General features: G+C 64.6%; 25 protein-coding genes. 12 read left to right on the top strand and 13 right to left on the bottom strand.

Annotated features, from left to right (window positions below; genetic code table 11):
• Positions 1-138 precede the first annotated feature (138 nt).
• Positions 139-633, top strand: coding sequence for an FxsA family protein (locus DRB17_RS02135; protein WP_114580530.1), 495 nt, complete (start codon positions 139-141; stop codon positions 631-633).
• Between the two features lie 58 nt (positions 634-691).
• A complete protein-coding gene (secB, locus tag DRB17_RS02130; RefSeq protein ID WP_114580529.1) occupies positions 692-1,228 on the top strand; it encodes a protein-export chaperone SecB in 537 nt (178 codons plus the stop codon).
• Here secB and dnaQ read toward each other — a convergent pair.
• The 5 genes from dnaQ to DRB17_RS02105 are packed head-to-tail and all read right to left on the bottom strand — an operon-like array spanning position 1,225 to position 4,854.
• Positions 1,225-1,896: a DNA polymerase III subunit epsilon gene (gene dnaQ / locus DRB17_RS02125; RefSeq protein WP_114580528.1), complete on the bottom strand. Its 672-nt coding sequence runs from the start codon at positions 1,894-1,896 to the stop codon at positions 1,225-1,227. The two genes, secB and dnaQ, sit on opposite strands and share 4 nt — an antisense overlap.
• Before the next feature lie 7 nt (positions 1,897-1,903).
• Complete coding sequence (coaE, locus tag DRB17_RS02120) at positions 1,904-2,518, bottom strand: dephospho-CoA kinase (RefSeq protein ID WP_277738557.1); 615 nt, start codon at positions 2,516-2,518, stop codon at positions 1,904-1,906.
• Between the two features lie 34 nt (positions 2,519-2,552).
• Positions 2,553-3,389 (bottom strand): shikimate dehydrogenase, encoded by an 837-nt coding sequence (locus DRB17_RS02115; RefSeq protein ID WP_114580526.1) that lies wholly within the window; start codon positions 3,387-3,389, stop codon positions 2,553-2,555.
• Positions 3,386-4,033, bottom strand: coding sequence for a Maf family protein (locus DRB17_RS02110; protein WP_114580525.1), 648 nt, complete (start codon positions 4,031-4,033; stop codon positions 3,386-3,388). The genes DRB17_RS02115 and DRB17_RS02110 overlap by 4 nt, the downstream gene beginning before the upstream one ends.
• A complete protein-coding gene (locus tag DRB17_RS02105) occupies positions 4,033-4,854 on the bottom strand; it encodes a pyruvate, water dikinase regulatory protein (protein ID WP_114580524.1) in 822 nt (273 codons plus the stop codon). Before DRB17_RS02105 ends, DRB17_RS02110 begins: the two co-directional genes overlap by 1 nt.
• Before the next feature lie 439 nt (positions 4,855-5,293).
• Here DRB17_RS02105 and hemE point away from each other — a divergent pair, with 439 nt between their 5' ends.
• The 3 genes from hemE (at position 5,294) to rho (ending at position 8,305) form a co-directional block, all read left to right on the top strand.
• On the top strand, positions 5,294-6,334 hold the full coding sequence (gene hemE, locus DRB17_RS02100; RefSeq protein ID WP_114580523.1) for a uroporphyrinogen decarboxylase: 1,041 nt from the start codon (positions 5,294-5,296) through the stop codon (positions 6,332-6,334).
• 39 nt (positions 6,335-6,373) lie between these two features.
• Positions 6,374-6,817, top strand: a complete 444-nt coding sequence (gene hemJ / locus DRB17_RS02095) for a protoporphyrinogen oxidase HemJ (RefSeq protein ID WP_114580522.1) — start codon at positions 6,374-6,376, stop codon at positions 6,815-6,817.
• A gap of 231 nt (positions 6,818-7,048) precedes the next feature.
• Positions 7,049-8,305, top strand: coding sequence for a transcription termination factor Rho (gene rho / locus DRB17_RS02090; RefSeq protein ID WP_114580521.1), 1,257 nt, complete (start codon positions 7,049-7,051; stop codon positions 8,303-8,305).
• Between the two features lie 85 nt (positions 8,306-8,390).
• Here rho and DRB17_RS02085 read toward each other — a convergent pair whose 3' ends face one another.
• From DRB17_RS02085 to DRB17_RS02070, 4 genes are all read right to left on the bottom strand, one after another.
• On the bottom strand, positions 8,391-9,374 hold the full coding sequence (locus DRB17_RS02085) for a quinone oxidoreductase family protein (protein ID WP_114580520.1): 984 nt from the start codon (positions 9,372-9,374) through the stop codon (positions 8,391-8,393).
• Entirely contained in the window at positions 9,371-10,063 is a 693-nt protein-coding gene (locus tag DRB17_RS02080) for a dienelactone hydrolase family protein (protein WP_114580519.1), read from the bottom strand. Before DRB17_RS02080 ends, DRB17_RS02085 begins: the two co-directional genes overlap by 4 nt.
• Before the next feature lie 100 nt (positions 10,064-10,163).
• Positions 10,164-10,622 (bottom strand): methylated-DNA--[protein]-cysteine S-methyltransferase, encoded by a 459-nt coding sequence (locus tag DRB17_RS02075; RefSeq protein WP_114580518.1) that lies wholly within the window; start codon positions 10,620-10,622, stop codon positions 10,164-10,166.
• Between the two features lie 5 nt (positions 10,623-10,627).
• The gene (locus tag DRB17_RS02070) at positions 10,628-12,682 is read right to left on the bottom strand and encodes a thioredoxin domain-containing protein (RefSeq protein ID WP_114580517.1); all 2,055 of its coding nucleotides are present in this window, start codon (positions 12,680-12,682) and stop codon (positions 10,628-10,630) included.
• 124 nt (positions 12,683-12,806) lie between these two features.
• Here DRB17_RS02070 and DRB17_RS02065 point away from each other — a divergent pair, with 124 nt between their 5' ends.
• From DRB17_RS02065 to DRB17_RS02035, 7 genes are all read left to right on the top strand, one after another.
• A complete protein-coding gene (locus DRB17_RS02065; protein ID WP_114580827.1) occupies positions 12,807-13,082 on the top strand; it encodes a DUF6489 family protein in 276 nt (91 codons plus the stop codon).
• The gene (locus DRB17_RS02060; RefSeq protein ID WP_114580516.1) at positions 13,079-13,432 is read left to right on the top strand and encodes a (2Fe-2S) ferredoxin domain-containing protein; all 354 of its coding nucleotides are present in this window, start codon (positions 13,079-13,081) and stop codon (positions 13,430-13,432) included. Before DRB17_RS02065 ends, DRB17_RS02060 begins: the two co-directional genes overlap by 4 nt.
• 21 nt (positions 13,433-13,453) lie before the next feature.
• Positions 13,454-14,800, top strand: coding sequence for a tRNA uridine-5-carboxymethylaminomethyl(34) synthesis GTPase MnmE (mnmE, locus tag DRB17_RS02055; RefSeq protein ID WP_114580515.1), 1,347 nt, complete (start codon positions 13,454-13,456; stop codon positions 14,798-14,800).
• A 65-nt stretch (positions 14,801-14,865) separates the two neighbouring features.
• On the top strand, positions 14,866-16,749 hold the full coding sequence (mnmG, locus tag DRB17_RS02050) for a tRNA uridine-5-carboxymethylaminomethyl(34) synthesis enzyme MnmG (protein WP_114580514.1): 1,884 nt from the start codon (positions 14,866-14,868) through the stop codon (positions 16,747-16,749).
• Positions 16,750-16,759: 10 nt separating this feature from the next.
• Positions 16,760-17,401, top strand: coding sequence for a 16S rRNA (guanine(527)-N(7))-methyltransferase RsmG (gene rsmG, locus DRB17_RS02045; protein WP_114580513.1), 642 nt, complete (start codon positions 16,760-16,762; stop codon positions 17,399-17,401).
• Positions 17,402-17,438: 37 nt separating this feature from the next.
• Positions 17,439-18,218, top strand: coding sequence for a ParA family protein (locus DRB17_RS02040; protein ID WP_114580512.1), 780 nt, complete (start codon positions 17,439-17,441; stop codon positions 18,216-18,218).
• 20 nt (positions 18,219-18,238) lie between these two features.
• Positions 18,239-19,183: a ParB/RepB/Spo0J family partition protein gene (locus DRB17_RS02035; protein ID WP_114580511.1), complete on the top strand. Its 945-nt coding sequence runs from the start codon at positions 18,239-18,241 to the stop codon at positions 19,181-19,183.
• Positions 19,184-19,221: 38 nt separating this feature from the next.
• Here DRB17_RS02035 and holA read toward each other — a convergent pair whose 3' ends face one another.
• From holA to DRB17_RS02015, 4 genes are all read right to left on the bottom strand, one after another.
• Positions 19,222-20,241, bottom strand: a complete 1,020-nt coding sequence (holA, locus tag DRB17_RS02030) for a DNA polymerase III subunit delta (protein ID WP_114580510.1) — start codon at positions 20,239-20,241, stop codon at positions 19,222-19,224.
• Positions 20,242-20,274: 33 nt separating this feature from the next.
• Positions 20,275-22,836, bottom strand: a complete 2,562-nt coding sequence (leuS, locus tag DRB17_RS02025) for a leucine--tRNA ligase (protein WP_114580509.1) — start codon at positions 22,834-22,836, stop codon at positions 20,275-20,277.
• Between the two features lie 65 nt (positions 22,837-22,901).
• A complete protein-coding gene (locus DRB17_RS02020) occupies positions 22,902-23,453 on the bottom strand; it encodes a DUF3576 domain-containing protein (RefSeq protein ID WP_114580508.1) in 552 nt (183 codons plus the stop codon).
• Between the two features lie 156 nt (positions 23,454-23,609).
• Positions 23,610-24,731, bottom strand: coding sequence for a hypothetical protein (locus DRB17_RS02015; protein ID WP_114580507.1), 1,122 nt, complete (start codon positions 24,729-24,731; stop codon positions 23,610-23,612).
• Between the last annotated feature and the right edge of the window lie 14 nt (positions 24,732-24,745).

Here is a 24,745-nt window from a genome sequence, read left to right as displayed (position 1 = left end):
GCACCGGATTGCCGGTGCGGCATTCCCGCGATAGGGCATTTTACCGACATGGCCATTTCCAGCGGACGGCCTGTTTCGGCCCGGTTGTCGCATGACCACATGGCCAACAAATAAGAGCTTCACTGAGAAAGGACAAGCATGGGCCCGATTCTCCTTCTGGCCTTCATCGGCATCCCGATCATAGAGATCGCCGTGTTCATCGAAGTCGGCGGCTGGATCGGCCTGTGGCCGACCCTGGGCCTCGTCGTTCTGACCGCGATTGTGGGCAGCATCGAGCTGCGCACACAAGGCCTGGCAACGCTGAACAAGCTGCGGCGGGAACTCGACCAAGGGGTGTTGCCGGCACAGACCGTCTTCGACGGCGTGTGCCTGCTGTTCGCTGGCGCGCTCCTGCTGACGCCGGGCTTCGTCACCGATATCACCGGCCTGGCCCTCTTCGTGCCGGCATTCCGCAGGTTCCTGCGGGTGACCGTGGGCGGTTACGTCGCCAAGCGGGCGGAAACTCATGTCTTCATGGGCGGTGAGGAGGTGAAGCCGCGCCGGCGCCGGGACGACGGGGTGATCGACGCCGACTACGTTGACGTCACGGAGAAGGACGATGACGACCCCTGGTTGAATGGGCCTCGCCATTGAACTTGCCGCAACCGTGCAATCGTGCTAGCCCCGCCGCGGTATTCACGGGAGGGCGTTGATGGCAGACGAGAGCACCAGCAACCCGGCCGCGGGCGATCAAGGCGCCGACGCGCAGGGCACCGACACCGGATTCACGATCCACACGCAGTATATCAAGGACCTTTCGGTCGAGAACCCGAACGCGCCGCATGTCTTCATGGAGATGAAGGAAGCGCCGGCGGTCACGGTGAACCTCGACGTCACGGCCTCACGCCTGCAGGAGAATACCTACGAGGTCTCCCTGCACGCCAACGTCAAGGCAACAGTTCAGGACAAGAGCGCGTTCGTCATCGAGCTGACCTACGGCGGTGTCGTGACGGTCGAGGGCGAGGTCCCGGGCGAAAAGCGCGAGACGCTTCTTCTGATCGAGGCGCCGCGTTACCTCTTCCCGACCGCGCGGAACATCATCGGCGGGGCGACGCGCGATGCCGGCTATCCGCCGCTGCTCATCAACCCGGTCGATTTCGCGAAGCTCTACCGAGAGCAGAAGGCCGCTTGGCAAAAGCAGCAGGCCGAGCAGGCACAGCAGTCCAGCGACGGCGGCGCCGACGCCTAGCTGGACCAGATCGGGTTCTTCACCTTCTCCAACATGGCCGCGTGCGCGGCCTTTTCGCTATCGCTCGGCGAATGCGGCCGCGGCTCGCGCGGGGGACGTTCAGCGATTTCCACCCGAGCCGGGCCGCGCCGGGCCTCCGCCAGCTCCAGCCCCGGCTGCCGTCCACCCAGCAGTTCCAGGTAGACTTCCGCCAGCAGTTCGCAGTCCAGCAGGGCGCCATGCAATTCGCGGGCGGAGTTGTCGATTTCGAAGCGTTTGCAAAGGGCGTCCAGATTCACCTGCGCGCCGGGAAACCGCTTGCGCGCCATGGCGACGGTATCGACCGCCCGCTCGAAGGGGATCCTGGGCCGGCCAACTTGTCCAAGCTCGTGGTTCAGGAACCGCATGTCGAACTCGGCATTGTGGATGATCAGCCGATCCTCAGCCAGGAACTCCAGAAACTCGTCGGCGAGTTCCTGGAACCGGGGATGATTTTCCAGGAACGCGCGGTCCAGGCCGTGGACCTTGTAGGCCTCTTCCGGCATGTCCCGTTCGGGATTGATGTAGCGGTGGTAGGTGCGGCCGGTGGCGACATGGTTCACAAGCTCCACACAGCCGATTTCGACGACACGGTGCCCCGCCGAGGGATCCAAGCCGGTGGTTTCCGTGTCGAGAACGATTTCACGCATAACCGCGCTATCCCATAGATGAAGTGTACTGTTGCGGCGAACCACTCAACATTTTGACGATTTGCCGAAGCTTTCTCAAGGTGTGAAGCTTCCCCAGGCCGGTTTCAACGACGAAGTCGGCGCGGCGGCGCTTTTCGCTGTCCGGGAGTTGCTGCCAACGGATCCGCGCCAGCCGTTCCCGCGTCATGCCGGGCCGGCGCAGGACGCGCTGTTCCTGCACGAATCGCGGCGCCGAGACCACGATGACAGCATCGCACAGGCTTTCCCCGCCGGTTTCGAATAACAGCGGAATGTCCAGAACGACCAGGGGCGCCCGGCGATAACGTTGCCGTTTAATGAAGTCCCGCGCCTGCTGACGCACACGCGGATGCAGTATCGCCTCCAGGCGCCGCAGCGCGGTCTTGTCATCGAACACGATCGCGCCGAGCCGCTTGCGGTCGACCGCGCCATCGACGACGGCATCGGGAAAGGCCTTCGCGATGTCGGGCACGGCCGCGCCCCCCGGTCCCATCAATCGATGCACGGCCGCGTCGGCATCGTGCAGCGGAATCCGCATGCGCCGGAACATCGCAGCGGCCGTCGATTTGCCCATGCCGATGGAGCCCGTCAGGCCCAGTACCAATGGCCGACGCCGGCGAGGCCTGCCGCCGGAAGGTCTATCCGCGCAGCACGAACGCGCGCAGCTCATCGTCCACCTCGGGACGGACACCGAACCAGGCCTCGAACCCTGGCCGGGCCTGGTGAAGCAGCATGCCGAGCCCATCAACGGTCGCGTTCCCCCGTGTCCTGGCGACCCGCAGCAGATCTGTCTTCAGCGGCTGGTAGACGATGTCATAGACAACGGCGGAGGCGGGGAGGGCATCGAGATCGACCTCCAGCGGCCCGTGGCCTTCCATCCCCAGACTTGTCGTATTGACCACAAGGGACGCATCGCGAAGCACGGTGTCCCACTGGCCCCAGTCCGCGACCTCGATCGGGCCGCCGAAGGTCCCGGCCAGCGCCTCGGCCTTCTCGCGCGTCCGGTTGACCAGGCGAAGTGTGGGGACACCCGCATCGATCAAGGCGACGACAACCGCCCGCGCGGCACCGCCAGCGCCTAGCACGACCGCGGGACCGGTCTCGGCATTCCATCCGGGAATGCTTTGCCGCAGATGGTTCATAAAGCCGACGCCATCCGTGTTCGAACCGCGAATGCGGCCTCCGTCAAACACCAGCGTGTTGACGGCCTCAAGTCGGCGGGCGTGGTCATCGACCTCATCGCAGGCCTGAAAAGCCGCCTGCTTGTGCGGAATCGTGACGTTCGCGCCCCGGAAGCCCAGCGCGGCCAGCGCCTTGACGGCGCTTGGGAAGTCCTCCGGCTTTACGGGCAGGGGGACATAGGCACCGTCGATCCCGTGCCGTTCCAGCCAAAAGCCGTGCAGCCGGGGCGATCTCGAATGCGCGACCGGCCAGCCAAGGACACCGGCAAGAGCGGCTTTTCCGGACAGGATCATCGCGCAATCACCCCGTGCGTGCGCAGGAACTCCAGCAACGGCAGCAGAGGCAGGCCGAGCACCGTGAAGTAATCACCGCGCACCCTGGTGAAAAGCTGCGCGCCCAGACCCTCCAACTGATAGGCGCCGACACTGTGAAGGGCGTCATCTCCGACCGCGTCGAGGTATGCCGCGATAAAGGCGTCGCTCAACGGCCGCATGGTAAGCTCGGCGGAATCGACCTGATGCCAGATGCGCGTGCCGTCCTTCACGATTACCGCGCTGGCGATGAGCCGGTGGCTCTGCCCGGAAAGCGCCTTCAGATGCGCCGCGGCGCCTGCCGTGTCGGCCGGCTTATCGAACCACTTGCCCTCGCATTCCAGCATCTGATCGGCGCCTAGCACCAGGGCGCCCGGATGGCGCGGGCTGATTCGTGTCGCCTTCAATTCGGCTAGCACCTCGGCCACCTCGTGCGGCGTCGCACCTTCCGCGCGCAGCCCCGCCTTCACCGACTCCTCGTCGATGCCGGCACTGTCGACCACCACTGGAACGCCGGCGTCGAGCAGCATCTGGCGCCGCGCCGCGCTCTTCGAGGCCAGGACCAGGGACGGTGCATCCGGCTTGGCGCCGGCGACGCGTCGCTTTGGCTGCAACGGCTCGGCCATCAGATCGCCTCCGCCTGATGGCGGGAGAACAGCGTCATGATCGTTGCCGCGGTTTCCTCGATGGATCGACGGGTCACGTCGATGGTAGGCCAGCCGTGTCCAGTGAACAGCTTCCGCGCCTCGGCCACCTCGCGGCGAACGCTGTCCAGATTGACATAGTCGGTTTCCGTGTTGTCGCCGCTGTGGAGGTTCAGCCGTTGGCGGCGGACCTGTACCAGCCGCGCCGGATCCTTGGTCAGTCCCACAACGAGTGGCCCCTTCACCTGGAAAAGCTCGTCGGGAAGCTGGATGCCCGGCACATAGGGGACGTTCGCCGCCTTGATGCCGCGGTTGGCGAGGTAGATACAGGTCGGCGTCTTCGAGGTGCGGGACACACCGACCAGAATGACGTCGGCATCGTTCAAATGCGATGTGGACTGGCCGTCGTCGTGCGACAAAGCGAAATTCATCGCGTCGATGCGGTCGAAATACTCCGAATCCAGAACGTGCTGCAGCCCCGGCTGGCCCGATATGGCGACGCCGAAGTAGGCGGCCAGGGCGTGGATCACCGGATCCAGGACGGGAATGCACGGTACGCCGGCGCGGCGGCAACCGTCCATCAGCTCGGTCCGCAGGGCGTCATTCACCAGCGTGAACAGCACCGGCCCCGGATTCGCCTCGATGCCGGCCACCACGCGCGACATCTGCGAGGGTGTGCGAACCAGCGACCACACGTGCTCAACCGGTTCGACGCCGCTGAACTGGACCAGGCACGCACGCGCCACCGAGTTGATGGTTTCGCCGGTAGCGTCCGAGACGAGATGCAGATGGTGGACCGTCATCCTGCTTTATACACACCTTTTACGCCGCCCTGGGGATAGGGTTGAGCAACCCGCCATCCTTCCAGACCACGGCTCTCGACCGCACACGCTGTCCAACGCGGCAAGCCCACGCAAATCCCAAGGGGGACCCATGCTTCACAAGGCGGGAAAACTTGCACGAGGGGTATCCCGACGGCAAGTTTATCCTTGTGATTCACGCTTTCGGAGACGCCGTGCGACTCGTTGCCGTCCCATCGAGTCAAGACCCTCCACCTCGATCTTCTACACATCGCCTCGACGCGAGGCAGGCGGTGCGTTCATGGCTGTAGACAATCTGGGAACGATCGTTAATCCCCACTGTCCACAACCCCAACCACTTCAACAGACTCTTTTTTATTATCTCTGAGTCGATGTAAGAGGGGCGTGCACACTGTGGACATCGATAATCGGGGCAGGTTCCGTGATATCCGAAAAGCCGCTCTTGCGGGCGTTGAACGGCGAGGCCACGCCGGTGCCGCCGATCTGGCTGATGCGTCAGGCCGGCCGCTATCTGCCGGAGTATCGCGAGCTTCGCGCCCAGGCGGGCTCGTTTCTGGACCTGTGCTTCACGCCCGAACTGGCGACGGAGGTAACGCTGCAGCCGATCCGCCGATTCGGGCTGGACGGTGCGATCCTGTTTTCCGACATCCTGGTCGTGCCCCACGCGCTGGGACAGGAGCTATGGTTCGAGGAAGGCGTCGGGCCAAGGCTGAAGCGGCTTGAATCCGCCGAGGACATTGACCGCCGGCTGGCGCCCGACGGCCTGCACGACAGATTGGCGCCGGTCTATGAAACCTTGCGGAGGGTGAAGGCCGCCCTACCCGCCGAGACGACGCTCCTGGGCTTTGCCGGCGCGCCCTGGACCGTGGCGAGCTATATGCTGGAAGGCGGGTCCAGCCGCGACTTTGCGCTCGCCAAGCACTGGGCCTATGGCGATCCGGACGGATTCGGGCGCTTGGTGGACTTGCTCGTGGACGCGACGGCCGATTACCTGAACGCGCAGATCGCGGCGGGTGCCGAGGCCGTGCAGATCTTCGACTCGTGGGCCGGAAGCCTGCCCTCGGCACAGATGCGGAAGTGGTGCCTGGACCCCGCGAAGGCGCTGATTGCCAAGGTGAAGGCGCGCAATCCCGACGTTCCGGTAATCCTGTTCCCGCGCGGCGCGGGGCCGTTCTACGAGGCTTTTGCGGCGGAGAGCGGCGCCGATGTCCTGGGCCTGGATACGGCGTTGCCGCCAGAATGGGCGCGTGACAGGCTCCAGGGGCGTGTGGGCTTGCAGGGGAACCTGGATCCGCTGCACCTGGTGGTCGGGGGACAGAGCATGCGCCAGGCAGCGCGGAGCATCGTCCAGGCGCTATCGGGTGGGCCATATGTCTTCAACCTGGGCCATGGCGTCGTGCCCCAGACCCCGCCCGAACATGTGGCGGAACTGGTTGCCTGTGTGCGTGAAGGTACGTCGTAGGCCAGGGGCCGGCGGCTAACGGCGAAAAGAGGGGGGACGATGATCGGCTGGCTCGGTGGGGCCTATCTGTGGGTTTTGGCCCTGCACATCATCAGCGTGATCGCCTGGATGGCGGGTATGCTCTATCTGCCGCGGCTTTACGTTTACCACACCGAGGCACAGCCTGGCGGTGAGTTCTCCGAAAAGCTGAAGGTGATGGAGCGCCGGCTGCTACGCGCCATCATCAATCCGGCGATGATCGCAAGCTGGACGTTCGGCCTGATGCTCTTCCTGCATCTGGGCGCCTGGAGCATGGGCTGGATGCACGTCAAGCTGACGCTGGTCGTCATCATGTCGGCTTTCCACGGCTATCTGTCACGCTGGCGGAAGGATTTCGAGCGCGACGCGAATCGCCGGAGCCAGACCTTCTATCGCATGATGAACGAGGTGCCGACCGTGTTGATGATCGGTATCGTCATCTTCGTGGTGGTGAAGCCGTTTTAGCGAAGGGCGGGTACCGGAAGGACTTGACGGCAGCGTCGACTGTCACTACATGCTTGGCTGTCTGATCGGCGTTTTCACGCGCCGTTTTCTTCCAGAAACTTACAACGTGCCGAGCTTTCAAACCTCGACAGGGCAGGGTTAGAGCCTGTGTCCCGGTCGGGCCCCATGGCAGGGGGAGTCCTGCCGTTGATGGCGAATCCAGCCAGGCACGAAACCCAGAAGTCATTGTGGATGCACCTACAGGAACTGAAACAAAAATCCCCGCAGGATCTGCTTGCCTACGCCGAAGAGCTGGAGGTCGAAGACGCCAGCCAGTTGCGCAAGCAGGACATCATGCTGGAAATCCTCAAGCAACTGGCGCAGCAGGATGTGCCTATCCAGGGCGCCGGAGTCCTTGAGGTGCTTCCCGACGGGTTTGGTTTCCTGCGATCGGCCGAAAGCAACTTCCTTGCTGGCCCGGACGATATTTATGTTTCGCCCAACCAGATTCGGCGTTTCGGTTTGCGAACCGGGGATACGGTTGAAGGCCAGATCCGGGAGCCGAGGCAGGGTGAGCGGTATTTTGGCCTGCAGAATGTCTCTACGGTAAACCATGCACCGCCGGGTAAGTTGCGTCAGCGGATCAACTTCGACAACCTGACGCCGCTCTATCCGGACGAGAAACTTCAGCTCGAACTCGCGGACCCGACGGTCAAGGACAAAACCTCGCGGGTGATCGATCTGGTGGCTCCGCTGGGCAAGGGGCAACGCGCGCTTGTGGTGTCGCCGCCGCGTGCCGGCAAGACCATGATCCTGCAGGGACTTGCGCGATCGATCGCGGCGAACCATCCGGAATGCGATCTCCTTGTCCTGCTGATCGACGAGCGGCCGGAAGAGGTCACCGACATGGCGCGCTCGGTAAACGGCGAGGTGATTGCCTCCACCTTCGACGAGCCGGCGCAGCGCCACGTTCAGGTGACCGAGATGGTGCTGGAAAAGGCCAAGCGCCTGGTGGAGCAGGGGCGGGACGTCGTGATCCTGCTGGACTCCATCACCCGCCTCGCGCGTGCTTACAACACCGTCGTGCCGTCGTCGGGCAAGGTGCTGACCGGCGGCGTGGACGCGAATGCGCTGCAGCGTCCGAAACGGTTCTTTGGCGCGGCCCGCAACGTGGAGGAGGGCGGCTCCCTGACGATCATCGGAACGGCGCTGGTGGAGACTGGCAGCCGGATGGACGAGGTGATCTTCGAGGAGTTCAAGGGCACCGGCAACTCGGAAATCGTGCTGGACCGCAAGATCGCGGACCGGCGCGTATTCCCGGCCATCGATGTCGGCAAATCCGGTACCCGCAAGGAGGAGATGCTGGTCGACAAGGCCACGCTGTCGAAGATGTGGGTGCTGCGCCGTGTGCTGATGCCGATGGGCAGCAGCGATGCGATGGAGTTCCTGATCGACAAGCTCAAGGGTACGAAGAGCAACGCCGAATTCTTCGACACGATGAATCAGTAAGGTGTTGCATAGGAAAAAGGCCGGCGGCACCCAGCCGCCGGCCTCTTCTGTTTCACGTGAAACAGTCTGTTAAGTCGTTGGTCTTCTAACTTTCCGGCAGAAGCACGGTCGAACCCGTGGTTTTGCGTGCCTCCAGGTCGCGATGCGCCTGTGTCGCTTCGGCAAGCGGGTAGGTCTGGTTCACCTCGATCTTGACACGGCCGTCCAGCACAACCTCGAAGAGGGCATTCGCGCTCGCCACGAGATCCTGCCGTTTTGCTGTATAGGTCATCAGCGTGGGCCGGGTCAGGAAAAGGGAGCCCTTCTGCGAGAGGATGCCGGGGTTGAACTCGGTCACGGACCCGGATGCGTTGCCGAAGCTGACCATCATTCCCATCGGAGCAAGACAGTCGAGGGAGCCTTCCCAGGTGTCCTTACCAACCCCGTCGTAGACGACCGGCACGCCTTGGCCTCCGGTGATCTCCTTGACCCGGGCGACGAAGTCCTCGCGGGTATAGACGATGGGGTGATCGCAGCCGTGCGCCTTGGCAAGCTCTGCCTTTTCGTTGCTTCCAACCGTTCCGATCACTTTCGCGCCGATAGCCTTGAGCCACTGACAGGCGATAAGACCGACGCCGCCGGCCGCCGCGTGGAACAGGACGGTCTGACCCTTCTTCACGGGGAATGTCCGCCGGATCAGGTACTCGACCGTCATGCCTTGCAGCATCATGGCGGCGGCCTTCCGGTCGTCGATGCCGTCCGGCAGGCGCACCACGCGGTCGGCCGGGATCAGGCGCGAATCGGCGTACGCCCCCAGCGGCGGCGACGCATAGGCGACACGGTCGCCCTGCTTGAGGTCGCTGACGTTCGCGCCGACGGCTTCGACCTCGCCGGCGGCTTCAAGACCGATGCCGGAGGGAAGTTGCGGAACCGGATAGAGCCCGGTGCGGTGATAAACATCGATGTAGTTCAGCCCGACAGCGGTCTGGCGAAGGCGGACCTCATCCGGTCCGGGTTCGCCAACGTCCACCTCTTCATAGCGAAGAACCTCGGGGCCGCCGTGCTCGTGGATGCGGATTGCGTGGCTCATGACAGGTGGTTTCCCAGGAAATCGATTGTGCGCTTGTTCGCCAATTCGGCGGCCTTGGCGTCGTAGTGTTCGCCGCCCTCACGGGCGAAGGCGTGGTTGTTGCCCTCGTAGACATGGATGGTGACCTGCTCGTGCTCCTTCAGGCCCTCGCGGATCTTCGCCTGAGCGTCCTTGGGCACGAACTGGTCCTCGCTGGCCATATGCATCAGCAGGGGACGGGAGATGTTTTTGGCCTCGCCCAGCAGCTCATCGAGGCCAACGCCGTAGTAACTGACGTTGCAGTCGGCGTCCGAGCGGGTCGCCATCAGGAACGACATCTTGCCGCCCAGGCAATAACCCACGCTGCCGCCCTTGCCGGTGCAGGCATCCATGCCGCGGGCGTGCTGCAGCGTCGCCTTCAGGTCCTCGACGCCCTTGTCGACGTCGAACTTGCCCATCAGGTCGAAAGCCCTCTGCCATTCCGCGTCGGTCTTGTCCGTAAGCTGGATATTCGGCTCGATCCGCCAGAACAGGTCGGGACAGATCGCCAGGTAGCCGCGCTTCGCATATTCGTCGCACAGCTCGCGCATGACGTCGTTCACGCCGAAGATCTCCTGAATGACGATCAGGGTGGGTGCGGGCGTGGCTTGCGGAACTGCGGCGTAAGCACCGAACGATCCGTCCGGACCCTTGATTTCGATGTCGGACATCGTCTCCCCCGGTTTGGTGTGGATGGAGTCTCGATAGAAAAACGCCCAGCGATGTGGGCGGGTGTCACCCGCGAACATTATCCCGCGGCTGCGTCACTTGTCACCAGAGGGTCTTTGGCAGCACGCCCTCCAGTTCCAACAGCTTGCGTTTGCTCTCGAGTCCCAGGCCGCCCGAATATCCACCAAGCCCGCCGGCGGCGAGCACGCGGTGGCAGGGGATCACGATGGGCAAGGGGTTTGCCCCGCAAGCGCCGCCAACCGCGCGCGCCGCCGATTTCAGATCCCGCGCCATTTCGCCGTAAGTTCGCGTGGCGCCGAAAGGTATGGCTTGCATCGCGCCCCAAACAGCCTGCCTGAACGGTGTTCCCGCCGGCGCCAAAGGCAGGTCGAAGACATGCAGCCGACCCGAGAAGTAGGCTGCCAACTGTGCCGCCGCTTCGTCCAATAGCGGGTCGGCATCGCGCCGAACCTCCTCGCTCCAGTCAATGGCCGTCAAGGCCTGGCCATCGCTCTCGATAACGAGGTGACCGAGCGGCGTGTCGATGCTGCGGCTTGGCATTGGCGTTACGCACGCAGAGCCTGGGCCAGCCCGGCCGGTTCCATAATCGGCAGCGAGCATGTCTGGCCCCGGCAGACGAAGGCGGTGGCGCGGCCCTCCGCCATCTGCTTGCTGGCGGCGGGGTGGTTCGAAGGAAGCGCGTCGCCATCCGCCACGACTTGGAGGATACGGTCCGGCAGGCACGCTGAATGGACTTCCCGCAGCAGCGCCGCGGTTTCCGCTGCGTCGCGTGGGCCGACGATAACGACCTGCATGGCATTGTTCAGGAGTTCGACGTTGTTGAGCAGCGTGCAAAGCGGCACGAAGTTCCGTTCCAGCTCCCCGGAGAAAGCCTGGATAAGGGCTTCGGCCTGCTCTCGGTATCCGCTGTCGCCAGTCAGGTAATGCAGCCGGGTCAGCACGCCAAGCATGAGACCGTTGCCGGAGGGCTGGGCACTGTCGTGGGCGTGCTTCGTACGGACGATGACGTCATCCACATCATCCGCCGTAAAGAAGTATCCGCCATCCTCCTCGTCCCAGTAATGACGGTCCACGACACTGACCCAGGCCTTTGCCTGCTCCAGATACGCTGCCTGCCCCGTATGCTCGAACAGTGTCAGCGCGGCCTTCGCCATGCTCGCGTAGTCATCCAGGGTGGCGGGGTGGTTCAGTTTGCCGCGGCGCCAGGCGTGCTTCAGTCGGCCGTCGACCTGCATGGTATCGCGCACGAAGGCAAACGCCGCCTGTGCCGCTTCCAGCCACGCCGGCTCTTCGAACGCCGCGGCCGCCTCGGCCAGTGCGGCGATCATCAGCCCGTTCCAGTCGGCCAGCACCTTGTCGTCCCAACCGGGGCGAACGCGATCCTTGCGGACCTCGAACAGCTTCTTCCGGCACTCGGCCAGTCTGTTTTCCGTCGCCTTGTCCAAGAGGTTGGGATTGTGCAGGCGATTCAGGATCGTCTTGCCTTCCCAGTTCCCGCCAGGACGAACGTCGTAAAGCTGTTTGAACAGCTCGGCATCCTCGCCAAGAATGCGATCGATCTCGTCGGCATCCCAGACGTAGAACTTGCCTTCCTCGCCCTCGCTGTCCGCGTCGAGGGTCGCGGCGAAGGCGTCCACCGGGTGGCTGTCTGCGTCGCGGGCGATCATTTCGCGCAGCAGCCATCCGACGGTTTCATACACCCGCTGGCGGTATAGCGGCTTCTTCGTGTCCTGCCAGGCCCACACCAGGAGATCGAGGATCTGGGCGTTGTCGTAGAGCATCTTCTCGAAGTGCGGCACCAGCCATCGCTCGTCCACGGCATAGCGGGCATAGCCACCGCCCAGATGATCGTAGATGCCGCCCTGCGACATCTGCCGCAAGGTCAACTCGACAGCCTCACGGTGCGTTGCCTGGCCGCGGCGGATATACGATCGCCAGAGCAGTTTCAGGATTCCCGGCTGCGGGAATTTCGGCGCGCTGCCCAGACCGCCATTTTGCGGGTCGATTTCACCGGCCAGACGATCGGCGATGCCATCGATGGTGGCCAGATCGATGACGCCCGCCCGTTGCGGCTTCGCGAGATCCTGAAGGGCGTTTTGAATCGCGGCGACGTTCTTGTGCACCTTATCCGGCTCGTCGCGATAGACCTGCGCGATGGCCTCCAGCACGCGGGGAAAGCCCGGCCGCCCGTACATGTCCTGCTTCGGGAAATAGGTGCCGCCCCAGAACGGTTCTCCATCCGGTGTCAGGAACATGGTGAGGGGCCAGCCGCCGTGCTGACCAAGAAGGGCGAGGGCCTGCTGATAGATCGAATCCAGGTCCGGCCGCTCTTCGCGATCCACCTTGATGTTCACGAAGTGCCGGTTCATCAGTTCGGCGACATCCGAATCCTCAAAGGATTCGTGCGCCATGACATGGCACCAATGGCAGGCGGCGTAGCCGACCGACAGCAGGATCGGCTTATCCTCCCGTTTTGCCTCGGCCAGGGCCTCCGTGCCCCAGGGCTGCCAGTCCACCGGATTGCTCTTGTGCTGCAGTAGGTAGGGTGACGTCTCGTTCGCCAGTTGATTTTCCCTCGCGGGGTCGATGGTATCCGGCATGACGGCTCCTCCGGCCGAAGGGGTCGTTCTCGGGTCGGCGCTCTGGCGTCCCCGCATGACACGACTTATATGGAGGCTCTCCGGCGAGGGCTGCAACCGCAAAGGGCGTGGGAGGCCGATGGAAATGAAAATCCGTGTCGATGTGGAATGCACGCCCGAGGAAGCGAGACGGTTTCTGGGGCTGCCTGACGTGACCGGCCTCAACGAGGCGGTGACGAACAGCCTGCAACAGCGAATCGACGAGGCCATACAGACCATGGATACCGATACGCTTCTGCGAACCTGGTTGCCGGCGGGAACCGAGACCTGGCGGCAGATGCAGGAATCTTTCTGGAAGCACCTGGCCTCGGTCGCGCAGGAGAAAACCGGCCGTGGTGGGAAGGGAGAGGGTAACGAATGAGTGCTGGCGATCCGCCGTCGTATTACGCGCGCCATGTCTTCTGTTGCGAGAACAAGCGCCCGGAAGGCCATCCGCGCGGTTGTTGCAAGGACAAGGATGGCACCAAGCTTCGCAATTACCTTAAGGCACGCGTGAAGGAACTGGGGCTGGAAGGCGTCAGGGTGAACTCGGCCGGTTGCCTGGATCGCTGTGAGCTTGGGCCGACGATGGTGATCTATCCGGAAGGTATCTGGTATCACTACCGGACACTGGAAGACGCGGAAGAGATCCTGCAGAGCCACATCGTTGGCGGGGAAAGGGTTGATCGTCTTGTTCTGCGGCCGGACGACGAAACCCCGCCCGAGGCGTGATCCTCCGTTTCACGTGAAACAATGACCGCTTCCGAAACGATTTTCGCCCTGTCCACGGCGCCGGGACGTGCCGGGGTTGCGGTCCTGCGCGTTTCGGGACCGATGGCCGGCGAGGCGGCGCGTGCACTGAGCGGTGAGGATTTGCCGGCGGCGCGGGAGGCGCGCCTGCGCGGGTTTCGCAACGAGGCGGGCGAACTGATCGACAAAGGCCTTCTTCTCTGGTTTCCGGGCCCGAACAGTTTTACCGGCGAGGATCTGGCCGAGTTCCACGTTCACGGCGGGCGTGCCGTGATTCAAGGCATGATCGACGCTCTCTCGCACCAGACTGGCCTCCGCCCGGCCGAAGCGGGCGAGTTCACGAGGCGGGCGTTCGACGCCGGGAAGCTTGACCTGACCGAGGTCGAAGGTCTGGCCGACCTCATCAACGCCGAAACCGATGCACAGCGCCGCCAGGCCGTGCGCCAGATGGGCGGGAGCCTGAGCCGGCGGATCGAGGACTGGCGCGCACGCGTCCTGCATGTTTCCGCGCATATGGAAGCGGCCATCGACTTCTCGGACGAGGAGCTGCCCGAAGACCTCGCCGCGAGCGTTCGGGAGAACGTCGCGGCTCTTGTAAAGGAACTGGATACGGCCCTTGCCGAGAGCTGGCGGGGGGAGCGCCTGCGTGAAGGTCTTTCGGTCGCGATTGTCGGCGCCCCGAATGCCGGCAAGTCGTCACTGCTGAATGCCATCGCGGGGCGGGATGCCGCCATCGTATCGGAAACGGCCGGAACCACGCGGGATGTTGTGGAGGTCCACCTGGATCTGGCGGGCTATCCGGTGATCCTGGCCGATACGGCGGGCTTGCGCGAGCTGCCGGAAGGCGGAGACGGGATCGAGGCCGAGGGCATCCGCCGAGCGCGCGCCCGCGCCGCCGAGGCCGACATCACGCTGGCGATCTTCGACGCGGCGGCACCGGCTTCTCCGGACGCCGCGACACGCGATCTCTTGACGCCGAGCAGCGTGGTTGTCTGGAACAAGACGGACCTTGCCGGGACGAACTCGGCTCCCGCGATTGACGGGTACGAGGCCATCGCGGCGTCGGCCTTGACGGGGCAGGGGTTGGACAGCCTGCTATCGCGTCTGGAAAGTATCGCCGTCGATCAGTTCGGTCTGGGTGAAGCGGCGCCGGCGATTACCCGCGCGCGGCATCGTACGGCGCTTGAGGAAATGCGGTTGTGCCTGGCGCGCGCGCTCGACGCCCCGGCACCGGAGCTGGCGGCGGAGGACCTTCGCCTCGCCGCGCGCACCTTGGGGCGTATCACCGGGCGCGTCGATGTCGAGGACCTTCTCGACGTAATCTTCCACGACTTCTGTATCGGGAAGTAGGCGACGGCTTTCCGGCCCGTGGCTGCTTTGACGTTTTCCATCCAGTACGGCATAACCACCGCATCATGAGCGAAGCGCGAACATACGATGTGATCGTTGTCGGCGGCGGGCACGCGGGCTGCGAGGCCGCGGCTGCCGCGGCGCGCATTGGCGCGCGTACGCTGCTGGCGACGCACAAGCTGGATACCATCGGCGTCATGTCCTGCAATCCCGCGATTGGCGGCCTTGGCAAGGGGCATCTTGTGCGCGAGATCGATGCGCTCGATGGCATCATGGCACGCGCCGCCGACTGCGCCGGCATCCAGTTCCGCGTTCTCAACCGAAGCAAGGGCCCGGCGGTGCGCGGGCCGCGTTGTCAGGCGGACCGGAAACTCTATCGCAAGGCCATTCAGGATCTGTTGGCGGCGCAGGAAAACCTCGATATGCGTGCCTGCGCGGTCGAGGATCTGATGCTCGACCCGGCGGGCCGCTGCCAGGGCATCGTGACGGCCGACGGCGAGAGGATTCCCGCCGGCCGGGTTGTGCTGACGACAGGAACGTTTCTGCGCGGGATGATCCATCTGGGAGAGGAGAGGATTCCCGCTGGCCGGGTTGGCGACGAGCCCGCCATCGGTCTCTCCGCAACGCTGGAACGGGCCGGGTTCGCGTTGGGCCGTTTGAAGACGGGGACGCCGCCGCGCCTCGATGGCCGGACCATAGATTGGGAAAGCTTGACTGTTCAGCCGGGCGACGATCCGCCCGAGCCTTTTTCCGCGATGACGGAGCGGATCGATACCCCGCAGATTTCCTGCCATGTTACGCATACGACAGAGACCGGACACGAGCTGATCCGCGCCAATCTCCATCGGGCGCCGATGTATTCGGGGCAGATCGAGAGTACGGGGCCTCGCTACTGCCCGTCGATCGAGGACAAGGTTGTGCGTTTTGCCGACAAGGCTCGGCATCAGATTTTTCTGGAGCCGGAAGGGCTGGATGACCCGACCGTGTATCCCAACGGCATCTCGACGTCGCTGCCCCGTGAAGTGCAGGCGGAGTTGATCGGCACGATACCGGGACTTGAGCGCGCGGCGATTCTGCGGCCTGGATACGCCATCGAATACGATCACGTGGACCCGCGGGAGCTTCATGCCTGGCTGGAGACGCGTCGGATTCCGGGCCTGTTTCTGGCCGGTCAGATCAACGGGACGACCGGATACGAAGAGGCGGCAGCGCAGGGAATCGTTGCCGGCGCCAACGCGGCCTTGCAAGCAGGCGGGCGAGGGGAAGCCGTCTTCGTACCCGACCGCACGGAGGCTTACATCGGCGTGCTTGTCGACGACCTCGTCACGCGAGGCGTTACGGAGCCGTATCGAATGTTCACGAGCCGGGCGGAATATCGCCTGCGGCTTCGCGCGGACAATGCGGATACGCGATTGACCGAGTTGGGCATCGCCGTCGGGCTGGTCGGGAAGGCGAGGGCGGCTCGGTACAAGGAGCGCGCGGAGGCGTTGGCCGCCGGTCGTTCGATGCTGGAAGGGCTGTCAGCAACGCCGGTGGAATTGCGCCGGGCAGGGTTTCACGTGAAACATGACGGCGTGCGGCGAACGGCATTCGAATTGTTGCGCTTTCCAAACGTTGATATGAAGGCCCTGTCCGGCATGTGGCCAGAGTTGTCGAAGCTGTCGCCGGAGATCGCCGAACGCCTGGAGACCGATGCGCGATATGCGGCGTATCTGGAGCGGCAGGATTCCGATATCCGCGCTTTCCATCGCGACGAATCGCTGGTGCTGCCCGGCGACTTGGACTACTGGCGCATTCCCAGCCTCTCGACCGAGATCCGGGAAAAGCTGTCGGCGGCGCAGCCGCGAACGCTGGGTGCCGCGGCGCGTATTCCAGGCGTCACGCCAGCGGCCCTGACCGCGCTGCTCCGTTACGTCCGCCGCGACGGCAGTCGGGCGAGCGCAGCCTGATCCGGTATCGATGACTTACGGTCCTGACGACTTCCGGAAAGATACGGGCGTTTCACGTGAAACGTTGGAGCGCCTGGAACGATATGTCGCCGTTCTGACCAAGTGGAATCGCGCGGTCAATCTCGTGGGCCGCCGGACGATGGAGGACGTTTGGCGCCGACATATCCTGGATAGCGCGCAACTTTTCGAACATCTTCCTGTGCAGTCGGCCGGCCGGTCGCGTCGAGTCGTTGACCTGGGCAGCGGTGCGGGCCTGCCCGGCCTGGTCCTCGCCGCGATGGGGGCCGGAGAGGTGCATCTTGTCGAGTCGGACCAGCGGAAAGCGACCTTTTTGCGGGAGGCGGCACGGCAGATGGACGTTGATGTCGAGGTCCACGCCAGCCGAATCGAATCGCTTCCGCCGCTCGACGCCGATGCGGTGACGGCCCGCGCCCTGGCGCCATTGACCGATTTGCTGGCCTATGCGGCGCCATTGCTGGGTCGGGACGGGATATGCCTCTTCCTGAAGGGCGAAGGGGTGGAGCAGGAATTGACCCGCGCCGGGAAAGCGTGGAAGATGACACTCGATCGCATTCCCAGCCGAAGCGACCGCAGGGGAAGCATCCTACGGATAGGGGGCATTGGTCGTGACCAAACAAAATCTTGCGGGTGAACGGACCGGCGGCAACCGCACAAGCCGCGCCCGACTGATGGCTATCGCCAACCAGAAGGGTGGGGTCGGCAAGACTACGACGGCGATCAACCTGGGGACCGCGCTGGCGGCCTGTGAGCTGAAGGTGCTTGTCGTCGACCTCGATCCGCAGGGCAATGCGTCAACCGGCTTCGGGCTTAGTCGTGGCGACCGCAAGCGCAACATCTACCGGCCCTTGCTGGCGGATGAGCCGGTGCGCGACAGCATCATCCCCAGCCCGGTTCCGGGACTGGACCTTATTCCCTCTGCGGTCGATCTCGCCGGCGCCGAGGTCGAGCTGGTCGACGCCGAGAAGCGGGAGTACCGGCTGCGCGAAGCGCTGCGGCCGATCATGGCGGATTACGATTACATCCTGATCGACTGTCCGCCGGCACTGGGCTTTCTCACGATCAACGCCTTCGTCGCAGCCGACTCTGTGCTCGTTCCCTTGCAGGCCGAGTTCTACGCGCTGGAGGGTCTCAGCCACCTGATGCGAACGATCGAGCGGGTGCGGCGCGCCTTCAATCCCGACCTGGAAATCCAGGGTGTTGTGCTGACGATGTACGACCGCCGCAATAACTTGTGCGACATGGTGGCAAGCGATGTCCGGGAATATCTGGGCGACGTGGTCTACGAAACCGTGATTCCGCGCAATGTCCGCATTTCCGAGGCGCCGTCGCACGGCAAGCCGGTCATCCTCTACGACATGCGCTGCACCGGCTCTCAGGCGTACATCAAGCTCGCCGGCGAACTGCTGCGTCGCCAGAAGGGCACGGTCGGGGCACCCGCGCTGGTCTGAGCGCGAAGGGGCGATCCACGATGAGCGAGAACAAGCGTACCAATCTGGGCCGCGGCCTTGCCGCGCTGCTTGGCGACGAGGACGAGGAGGATTACGCTTCCCTGGATCGGGTCCGGGCGTCGCGCGACGTTTCCATCACGCAGCTTGTCGCCAACCCGTTCCAGCCGCGCCGCGAATTCGACGAGGACGCGCTTGACGCGCTCGCCGAGTCGATCCGGGCGAATGGCCTTCTGCAGCCAATTCTTGTGCGCCGCCAGCCCGATGATCCCAACATGTACGAGATCATCGCCGGTGAGCGCCGTTGGCGCGCGGCGCAGCGGGCCCAGTTGCACGAGGTTCCGGTCGTCGTTCGCGAACTCACCGACCGCGAGTCGCTTGAGATCGCCATCGTCGAGAATGTCCAGCGCCAGGACCTCAATCCGCTGGAGGAGTCCGAGGGCTATCAACGCCTGATCGACGAGTTCCAACACACGCAGGAGGACTTGGCCCGCGTCGTCGGCAAGTCCCGCAGCCATATCGCCAACATGCTGCGCCTGCTGCAACTTCCGGATTCCGTGAAGCGACTCGTGCAGACCGGGGCCATCTCGGCGGGGCACGCCCGGGCACTTCTGAGTGTCGAAGACGTCGAAAAGGTCGCGCGAGAAGTCGCGGAGAAGGGCCTATCGGTCCGGGCGACCGAAAGACTGGCCCAGAAGGTCAAGAAAGCGGCGAACGGTGGTGTGGAAAGCGGGCAGGGCGGGCCGACCAAGGGGCGCGGCGGCAGCAGCGGTGGCGCCAGGCCGGCGGAGAAGGACGCCGATACGCGCGCCCTTGAAGACGACCTGTCAGGGCTGTTGGGATTGAAGGTCGAGATCGATTTCGAAGGCGCTTCCGGCACCCTGAAAATCCATTACACGACACTGGAACAGCTTGACGACGTCCTGAACCGGCTGAACCACGTCCCGGACCGGCCCGGCGCGGACTGATCGATCCGCTTTTCGGAAACCGGAAGAGCTGCTGCCGGCTATCGACGCCGCTTGCGGCGCGGTGAGCGGGCCGCGATTTCCATGAGGGCACGCGCGCTGATCGCTTCCGCCGGCAGGCCCGTCGACTTCACCCGGCCTTCGGCTTCGAGCAGAATTTCCAGCGCCCGTGCCAGCGATGCCGAGGTCCATGCTTCAGCCTGCGCCTTGAAGCGCGGCTTGTTCTTCCAGAAGATCGGCGGGCGCAGGCGGTCGATGGCCTGATCGAGGTTCGACGCGCCCGCCACCAGATGCAGCTTCTGGAAATGCCGCGCGGCGGCACGAAGCGGCTGAACCGGATTCGCACCTTCCTGCAAGGCTCGATCGAACGCACGTTCCAGCGCCGGAAGGTCGCCGTCGGCGCAGGACAGGGCGACGTCGTCCAGCGAAAGCGCCGCTGTATCGCCCACGCATTCCCGCGCATCCGCCAGTTCGACCCGGCCGCCGCCCTTGTAGAACGCCAGCTTACGCAGCTCGCTGCGCGTCACCAGGCGGTCGCCGCCCAGTTGCGAAGCGAGGTAGTCCACCGCCTCGCCGGAAACTTCCAGGCCGTGCTCGCGCAACGTTTCGCGGATCAGATTCGGCAGGCTGCGCGCGTCGTCGCGGTAGCAGGCCAGGGCCGCGCCGGCGTCGCTCTTCTCGAAAAGCTGACGCAGTTTGGAGCGTGTATCCAGCTCCGCGGCCTCGACGACCACCAGAGCGTCGCCGACCGGGTCGCCGAGAAAGGCCGAGAGGCCCTTTACAGCGTCTTCACCCGCATCGCGAAGCCAGACGACCCGGCGCCCGCCGCCGAAAGAGAGGGCCGCCGCCTCGTCCGCGATCAGCGCGGGCTCCTTGGCCACCTGGCTGGAGGAAAGCTCCGCAACCCTGAACGGGTCGTGCGGATCGTCAACGACGGAGGCGATGAGCGCACCCACACGCTCGCGCACAAGGCCACGGTCCGGACCGTAGACAAGGACGGCCCGGATCTTCGGGTCCGGCTTGCGCGCGAACGCATCCGCCTGTGCGGGCTTGATCTTCATTCCACGGCCCCCGCTTGCCGGAGGCGGACGGCGTCAGGCGACCACATTCACCACGCGGTTCTTCACCACGATGACCTTGCGCGGCTCCTTTTCGCCAAGGCTGCGCTGGACCGCCGGCTCCGACAAGGCGGCCTGCTGCGCCTGCTCCTCGGCGGCGTCGCGCGGCAACTCGATCGTGGCGCGCAGCTTGCCATTCACCTGCACGGCCACGGTCACGGTCTCTTCCACCGTCAGCGTCGTGTCCGGTTGCGGCCACGCCTTGTCGACGAGCATGGTTTCGTGGCCCAGGATCCGCCACAGCTCCTCGGCCAGATGCGGCATCATCGGCGCGATCATGCGCACGAGGTACTCCGTGGCCTCGCGCTCGGCCCAGCGGTCGCCCTCGTCCTTCGCCTTGAAGGCGGCGAGCGTGTTGGTCAGCTCGTACATACGGGCAACCGCGCGGTTGAAGCGGAACTGATCGACATCGCCGGTGACCGACTGCACCGCTTTGTGCGCCGCGCGGCGCAGGTCCATCGCGTCCTTGCCCAGGCCCTGCGTGGCCGGGGTCCCGGCCGCCGGCATTTCCGCCACCCGCTCGGTGATCAGCCGCCAGAGGCGCTGCACGAAGCGATGCGCGCCCTCGACGCCGGCCTCGGTCCACTCCATGTCGCGGTCCGGCGGGCTGTCGGAGAGCATGAACCAGCGCGCCGTATCGGCGCCGTAGGCCTCAATGATCTCGGTCGGGTCGATGGTATTCTTCTTCGACTTGCTCATCTTCTCGACCCGGCCGCGCGTCACGGGCCGGCCGTCGAGATCCACGAGATCGTCGCCATCGCCGCGCCGGACCTCGTTCGGAGCAAGCCATTTGCCGTCCTGGCTTCGGTAGGTCTCGTGACCGATCATCCCCTGGGTGAACAGCCCGGCGAACGGCTCGGCGACGCCGACATAGCCGCAGTGCTGCAGCGCGCGGGTGAAAAAGCGCGCGTAAAGCAGGTGGAGAACCGCGTGCTCCACGCCGCCGATGTACTGATCCACCGGCAGCCAGTAATCCACGGACATCCGGTCCAGGGCCTCTTCGGCCCGGGGGCTGCAGAAACGGGCGAAATACCAGGCCGATTCCACGAAGGTATCGAAGGTATCCGTCTCGCGCTCGGCTGCCCCGCCGCACTTCGGGCAGGACGTGCGCTTCCACGTGGGATGGCGCTCCAGCGGATTGCCCGGGGCGCTGAAATCGACGTCCTCGGGCAGCGTGACCGGCAAGTCCTGTTTCGGTACCGGAACGGTTCCGCATTCGCCGCAATGAACGACGGGAATCGGGCAACCCCAATAGCGCTGGCGGCTGACGCCCCAGTCCCGCAGGCGGTATTGCACCGTTCCCTGACCGCTGCCATCCGCTTCCAGCCGCTCAATCGCCTTCGCTTTCGCGGAGTCGACGTCCAGGCCGTCGAGAAATCGGCTGTTGAAGGCCGTGCCCTCGCCGACATAGGCCTCGTCGCCGATCTCGAAGGTCGATGCGTCCGCGTCCGGCGGCAGCACCACGGGAATCACCGGCAGGTCGTACCGGCGGGCGAAATCCAGGTCGCGCTGATCGTGCGCCGGACAGCCGAAGATGGCGCCGGTGCCGTACTCCATCAGCACGAAATTGGCGACATAGAGCGGCAGTTCCTTGCCCGGCTCGAAGGGATGGCGGCAGCGCAGGCCAGTGTCGTAACCGCGCTTCTCGGCGCGTTCGATGGCTTCCTCACTGGTGCCAAGCTGCTCGCACTCCTTCAGGAAAGCGCGCAGTTCGGGATCCGATTCCGCCAGCTCCTCCGTCAAGGGATGGTGCGGCGACAGGGCGCAGAAGGACGCGCCGTAGAGCGTATCGGGACGTGTGGAGAACACCTCCAGCGACTCGTCGCGGCCGGCGATGGGGAAAAAGACGCGCGCGCCCTGCGAGCGGCCGATCCAATTCCGCTGCATCAGCCGGACCTTTTCCGGCCAGCGCTCAAGGTCGTCGATGGCATCCAGCAGCTCGTCCGAGAACGCGGTGATGCGGAACATCCACTGCGGCAGCTTGCGCTGCTCGACCGTCGCGCCAGAACGCCAGCCCTTGCCGTCGATCACTTGCTCGTTGGCCAGCACGGTCTGGTCCACGGGATCCCAGTTGACCCAGGATTCCTTCCGGTAGGCGAGGCCCGCTTCCAGGAAGTCCAGGAACATCGCCTGCTCGTGCTTGTAGTATTCGGGATGGCAGGTCGCCACCTCCCGCGACCAGTCGATGGACAGGCCCATCGTCTTGAGCTGGTCGCGCATCGCGTCGATGTTGGCATAGGTCCACTCGGCCGGATGGACGCCGCGGTCCATCGCCGCGTTTTCCGCCGGCAGGCCGAAGGCGTCCCAGCCCATCGGATGCAGCACGTTATGGCCCTGCGCCCGCTTGTAGCGCGCGACGACGTCGCCGATGGTGTAATTGCGCAGGTGGCCCATGTGGATGCGTCCCGAAGGATAGGGAAACATCTCCAGGACATAGTACTTGCTGCGCTGGGGATCGGCTTCGACCTCGAAGCAGCGCGCGGTTTCCCAGGCGCGTTGCCACTTGGATTCGATTTCCTTGACGTTGTAACGGCTCATCCGTGGCTGTCGGAAGGTTCGTGGGCCTTGCGAACCGCACTGGGCGGTCGCGGTGCGTGGAGCGATTATTGCAGCGACGCGATGCGCATCTGCCGTGCGCGCGTCAGGATGGCGTTTTCAAGCTGTGTCGCCGTCTTCTGCTCGACGGATGCGTCCTGCCAGGAGCCGTCGCCCGCCCGCTGCTGACGGAAGACGGATGCGCGCAGGCCATCCGCGCGGAGCTGACGGCCCAGGATGTAGAGGTTCACCTTGAACCGCTCGTTCGGACTGTCGGGCGGCGAGTACCAGTCGGTGATGATGACGCCGCCGAACGGATCTGCCGAGGCGAGCGGCATGAACGACACGGTATCCAGCGAGGCGCGCCAGAGATAGGCGTTGACGCCGATGCCGCCACCACCGCCGCCGCCCTGTCCTTCGCCGTCGCCGCTGCCGAACAGGTTGGACAGGCTGTTGCCGGTGACGCTGCCGAACCTCTCCTGCGGCGACACCTCGGGATCGCCCGATGTCTTGATCTCGCGCGTCGTCAGCGGATCGCTCTTGTCCTTCGAGGGACCGCAGGCCGCCAATGCGCCCAAGAATGCAACCGCAAGAACGGTCAAACCGCGCCGAAGATTCATGGCAGCGAATACCTTTCCAGGAACGTGTCGGTCAGTGGTGACTGATCCTCGCGTATCAGTGCGGGCCGGCGACTGCAAGCCGTCTACGCCCGCACGGGGTTCAGCGGCGGCATATTTGCGATTTCCCACCCGCGACGCAAGTTCGTCGGCAGATGCTTACGCCGTCCAGCCGAAGGCGTCCAGCAGATCCGGCCCGACGATCGCGTTCGCCCGGCGCTGCTGCTCGCCGGTGTAGACCTCGCGCCATTCGTCCAGGGCCCCTTTGCGAAGGTGCACGACCTCCGCCTCCGCGTCCTCCGCGAAGAGCGACTTGTCGATGCCGTAGAACTCCAGCGTTCGCGCGAAGTACGCGTCCGGCTCGGTGCGGAAGCCTTCAAACGTCTGGAACAGGATATCGATGGGACGTGCCGGATCGGCAGCGATCTCCTGCCATCCGCGCATGAAATCGACGGCGAGCGGCAGGTAGTTGTCGATGCACCAGTCGAGCTGCTGGCTGAGATCCGCGTTCAGTACGGCTGCCGGCGGACAGCTTTGCCGCCACAGCGGACCGAGCAGCGTCTTGGAGATGTCGTCGCGCACGAAATGCGCCCAGGACAGCGTGGTCTGGCGTGGGTCGCGCAGATGAACCACCAGCTTCCGGACCCCGGCGCGGTGCAGGACCTCGACGTTGAAAGGCGAGGGTGCGATGTGCTCCTTGCTGATGATCCCGCCCTGGCCGAATTCGTCGAGGCGATGCGGGACGGCCGTGCAGTGCGGGAACAGGCCGATGGACAAGTGGCACTGCGCCATCCCCAGGCCCTGCGCCAGCCGGTTCCAGATGCTCTCGCTGGCGGACTTCGGTATCGTGTTGATGATGATCGGCGGCAGGCCCCTCTTCCGCGATGCCTCGCGGCGCCGCTGGAACTCCTCCGGCTTGGCGCGCAGCGGGTTCAGCGGAAGCTGCAGGTATTCGATAAGGTCCTGCGCCTCGCGGACGCGATCCGCGGCAAGAAGCTGATTGACCAGCGCCGCGCGGATAGCGAGCTGCCCGGGCTGCTGATGCAGGACGGCGGAATAGCTTTTCAGCGCCTGGTCCCGGTAGGCCTCGGCCTGAATCTCGTCCCCTTCGAGGTAGGCGACGGACGCCAGCATCGACAGTGCAGCCGGCTGTTGCGGCACCGCGCTGAGGATCCGCTCATAGATGTGCTTGGCCTGCTGAAGCTCCCCCACCTGATGGTGGCGATAGCCCATGTGGAGGGCTTCTTCGAGCGTGATCGTCGGCTGTGTCTGCTGCGCCACAGCACTCTCCCCGG

The organism is Ferruginivarius sediminum, assembly GCF_003344765.1.
Classification (GTDB): domain Bacteria; phylum Pseudomonadota; class Alphaproteobacteria; order Kiloniellales; family Rhodovibrionaceae; genus Ferruginivarius; species Ferruginivarius sediminum.
The sequence above is the reverse complement of the archived record's forward strand: the minus strand, read 5'-3'. Positions and strand labels throughout refer to the sequence as shown.

What these genes read in the sequence shown, in the direction of transcription:
- DRB17_RS02105 (WP_114580524.1), bottom strand. Translation starts at nt 4,854, where the DNA reads ATGACGGTCCACCATCTGCATCTCGTCTCGGACGCTACCGGCGAAACC.
- DRB17_RS02135 (WP_114580530.1), top strand. Translation starts at nt 139, where the DNA reads ATGGGCCCGATTCTCCTTCTGGCCTTCATCGGCATCCCGATCATAGAG.
- DRB17_RS02080 (WP_114580519.1), bottom strand. Translation starts at nt 10,063, where the DNA reads ATGTCCGACATCGAAATCAAGGGTCCGGACGGATCGTTCGGTGCTTAC.
- DRB17_RS02115 (WP_114580526.1), bottom strand. Translation starts at nt 3,389, where the DNA reads ATGATCCTGTCCGGAAAAGCCGCTCTTGCCGGTGTCCTTGGCTGGCCG.
- DRB17_RS02020 (WP_114580508.1), bottom strand. Translation starts at nt 23,453, where the DNA reads ATGAATCTTCGGCGCGGTTTGACCGTTCTTGCGGTTGCATTCTTGGGC.
- DRB17_RS02060 (WP_114580516.1), top strand. Translation starts at nt 13,079, where the DNA reads ATGAGTGCTGGCGATCCGCCGTCGTATTACGCGCGCCATGTCTTCTGT.
- DRB17_RS02065 (WP_114580827.1), top strand. Translation starts at nt 12,807, where the DNA reads ATGAAAATCCGTGTCGATGTGGAATGCACGCCCGAGGAAGCGAGACGG.
- DRB17_RS02040 (WP_114580512.1), top strand. Translation starts at nt 17,439, where the DNA reads ATGGCTATCGCCAACCAGAAGGGTGGGGTCGGCAAGACTACGACGGCG.
- DRB17_RS02110 (WP_114580525.1), bottom strand. Translation starts at nt 4,033, where the DNA reads ATGGCCGAGCCGTTGCAGCCAAAGCGACGCGTCGCCGGCGCCAAGCCG.
- mnmG (WP_114580514.1), top strand. Translation starts at nt 14,866, where the DNA reads ATGAGCGAAGCGCGAACATACGATGTGATCGTTGTCGGCGGCGGGCAC.
- dnaQ (WP_114580528.1), bottom strand. Translation starts at nt 1,896, where the DNA reads ATGCGTGAAATCGTTCTCGACACGGAAACCACCGGCTTGGATCCCTCG.
- secB (WP_114580529.1), top strand. Translation starts at nt 692, where the DNA reads ATGGCAGACGAGAGCACCAGCAACCCGGCCGCGGGCGATCAAGGCGCC.
- rsmG (WP_114580513.1), top strand. Translation starts at nt 16,760, where the DNA reads ATGACTTACGGTCCTGACGACTTCCGGAAAGATACGGGCGTTTCACGT.
- DRB17_RS02085 (WP_114580520.1), bottom strand. Translation starts at nt 9,374, where the DNA reads ATGAGCCACGCAATCCGCATCCACGAGCACGGCGGCCCCGAGGTTCTT.
- DRB17_RS02075 (WP_114580518.1), bottom strand. Translation starts at nt 10,622, where the DNA reads ATGCCAAGCCGCAGCATCGACACGCCGCTCGGTCACCTCGTTATCGAG.
- leuS (WP_114580509.1), bottom strand. Translation starts at nt 22,836, where the DNA reads ATGAGCCGTTACAACGTCAAGGAAATCGAATCCAAGTGGCAACGCGCC.
- rho (WP_114580521.1), top strand. Translation starts at nt 7,049, where the DNA reads ATGCACCTACAGGAACTGAAACAAAAATCCCCGCAGGATCTGCTTGCC.
- hemJ (WP_114580522.1), top strand. Translation starts at nt 6,374, where the DNA reads ATGATCGGCTGGCTCGGTGGGGCCTATCTGTGGGTTTTGGCCCTGCAC.
- holA (WP_114580510.1), bottom strand. Translation starts at nt 20,241, where the DNA reads ATGAAGATCAAGCCCGCACAGGCGGATGCGTTCGCGCGCAAGCCGGAC.
- DRB17_RS02070 (WP_114580517.1), bottom strand. Translation starts at nt 12,682, where the DNA reads ATGCCGGATACCATCGACCCCGCGAGGGAAAATCAACTGGCGAACGAG.
- DRB17_RS02035 (WP_114580511.1), top strand. Translation starts at nt 18,239, where the DNA reads ATGAGCGAGAACAAGCGTACCAATCTGGGCCGCGGCCTTGCCGCGCTG.
- mnmE (WP_114580515.1), top strand. Translation starts at nt 13,454, where the DNA reads ATGACCGCTTCCGAAACGATTTTCGCCCTGTCCACGGCGCCGGGACGT.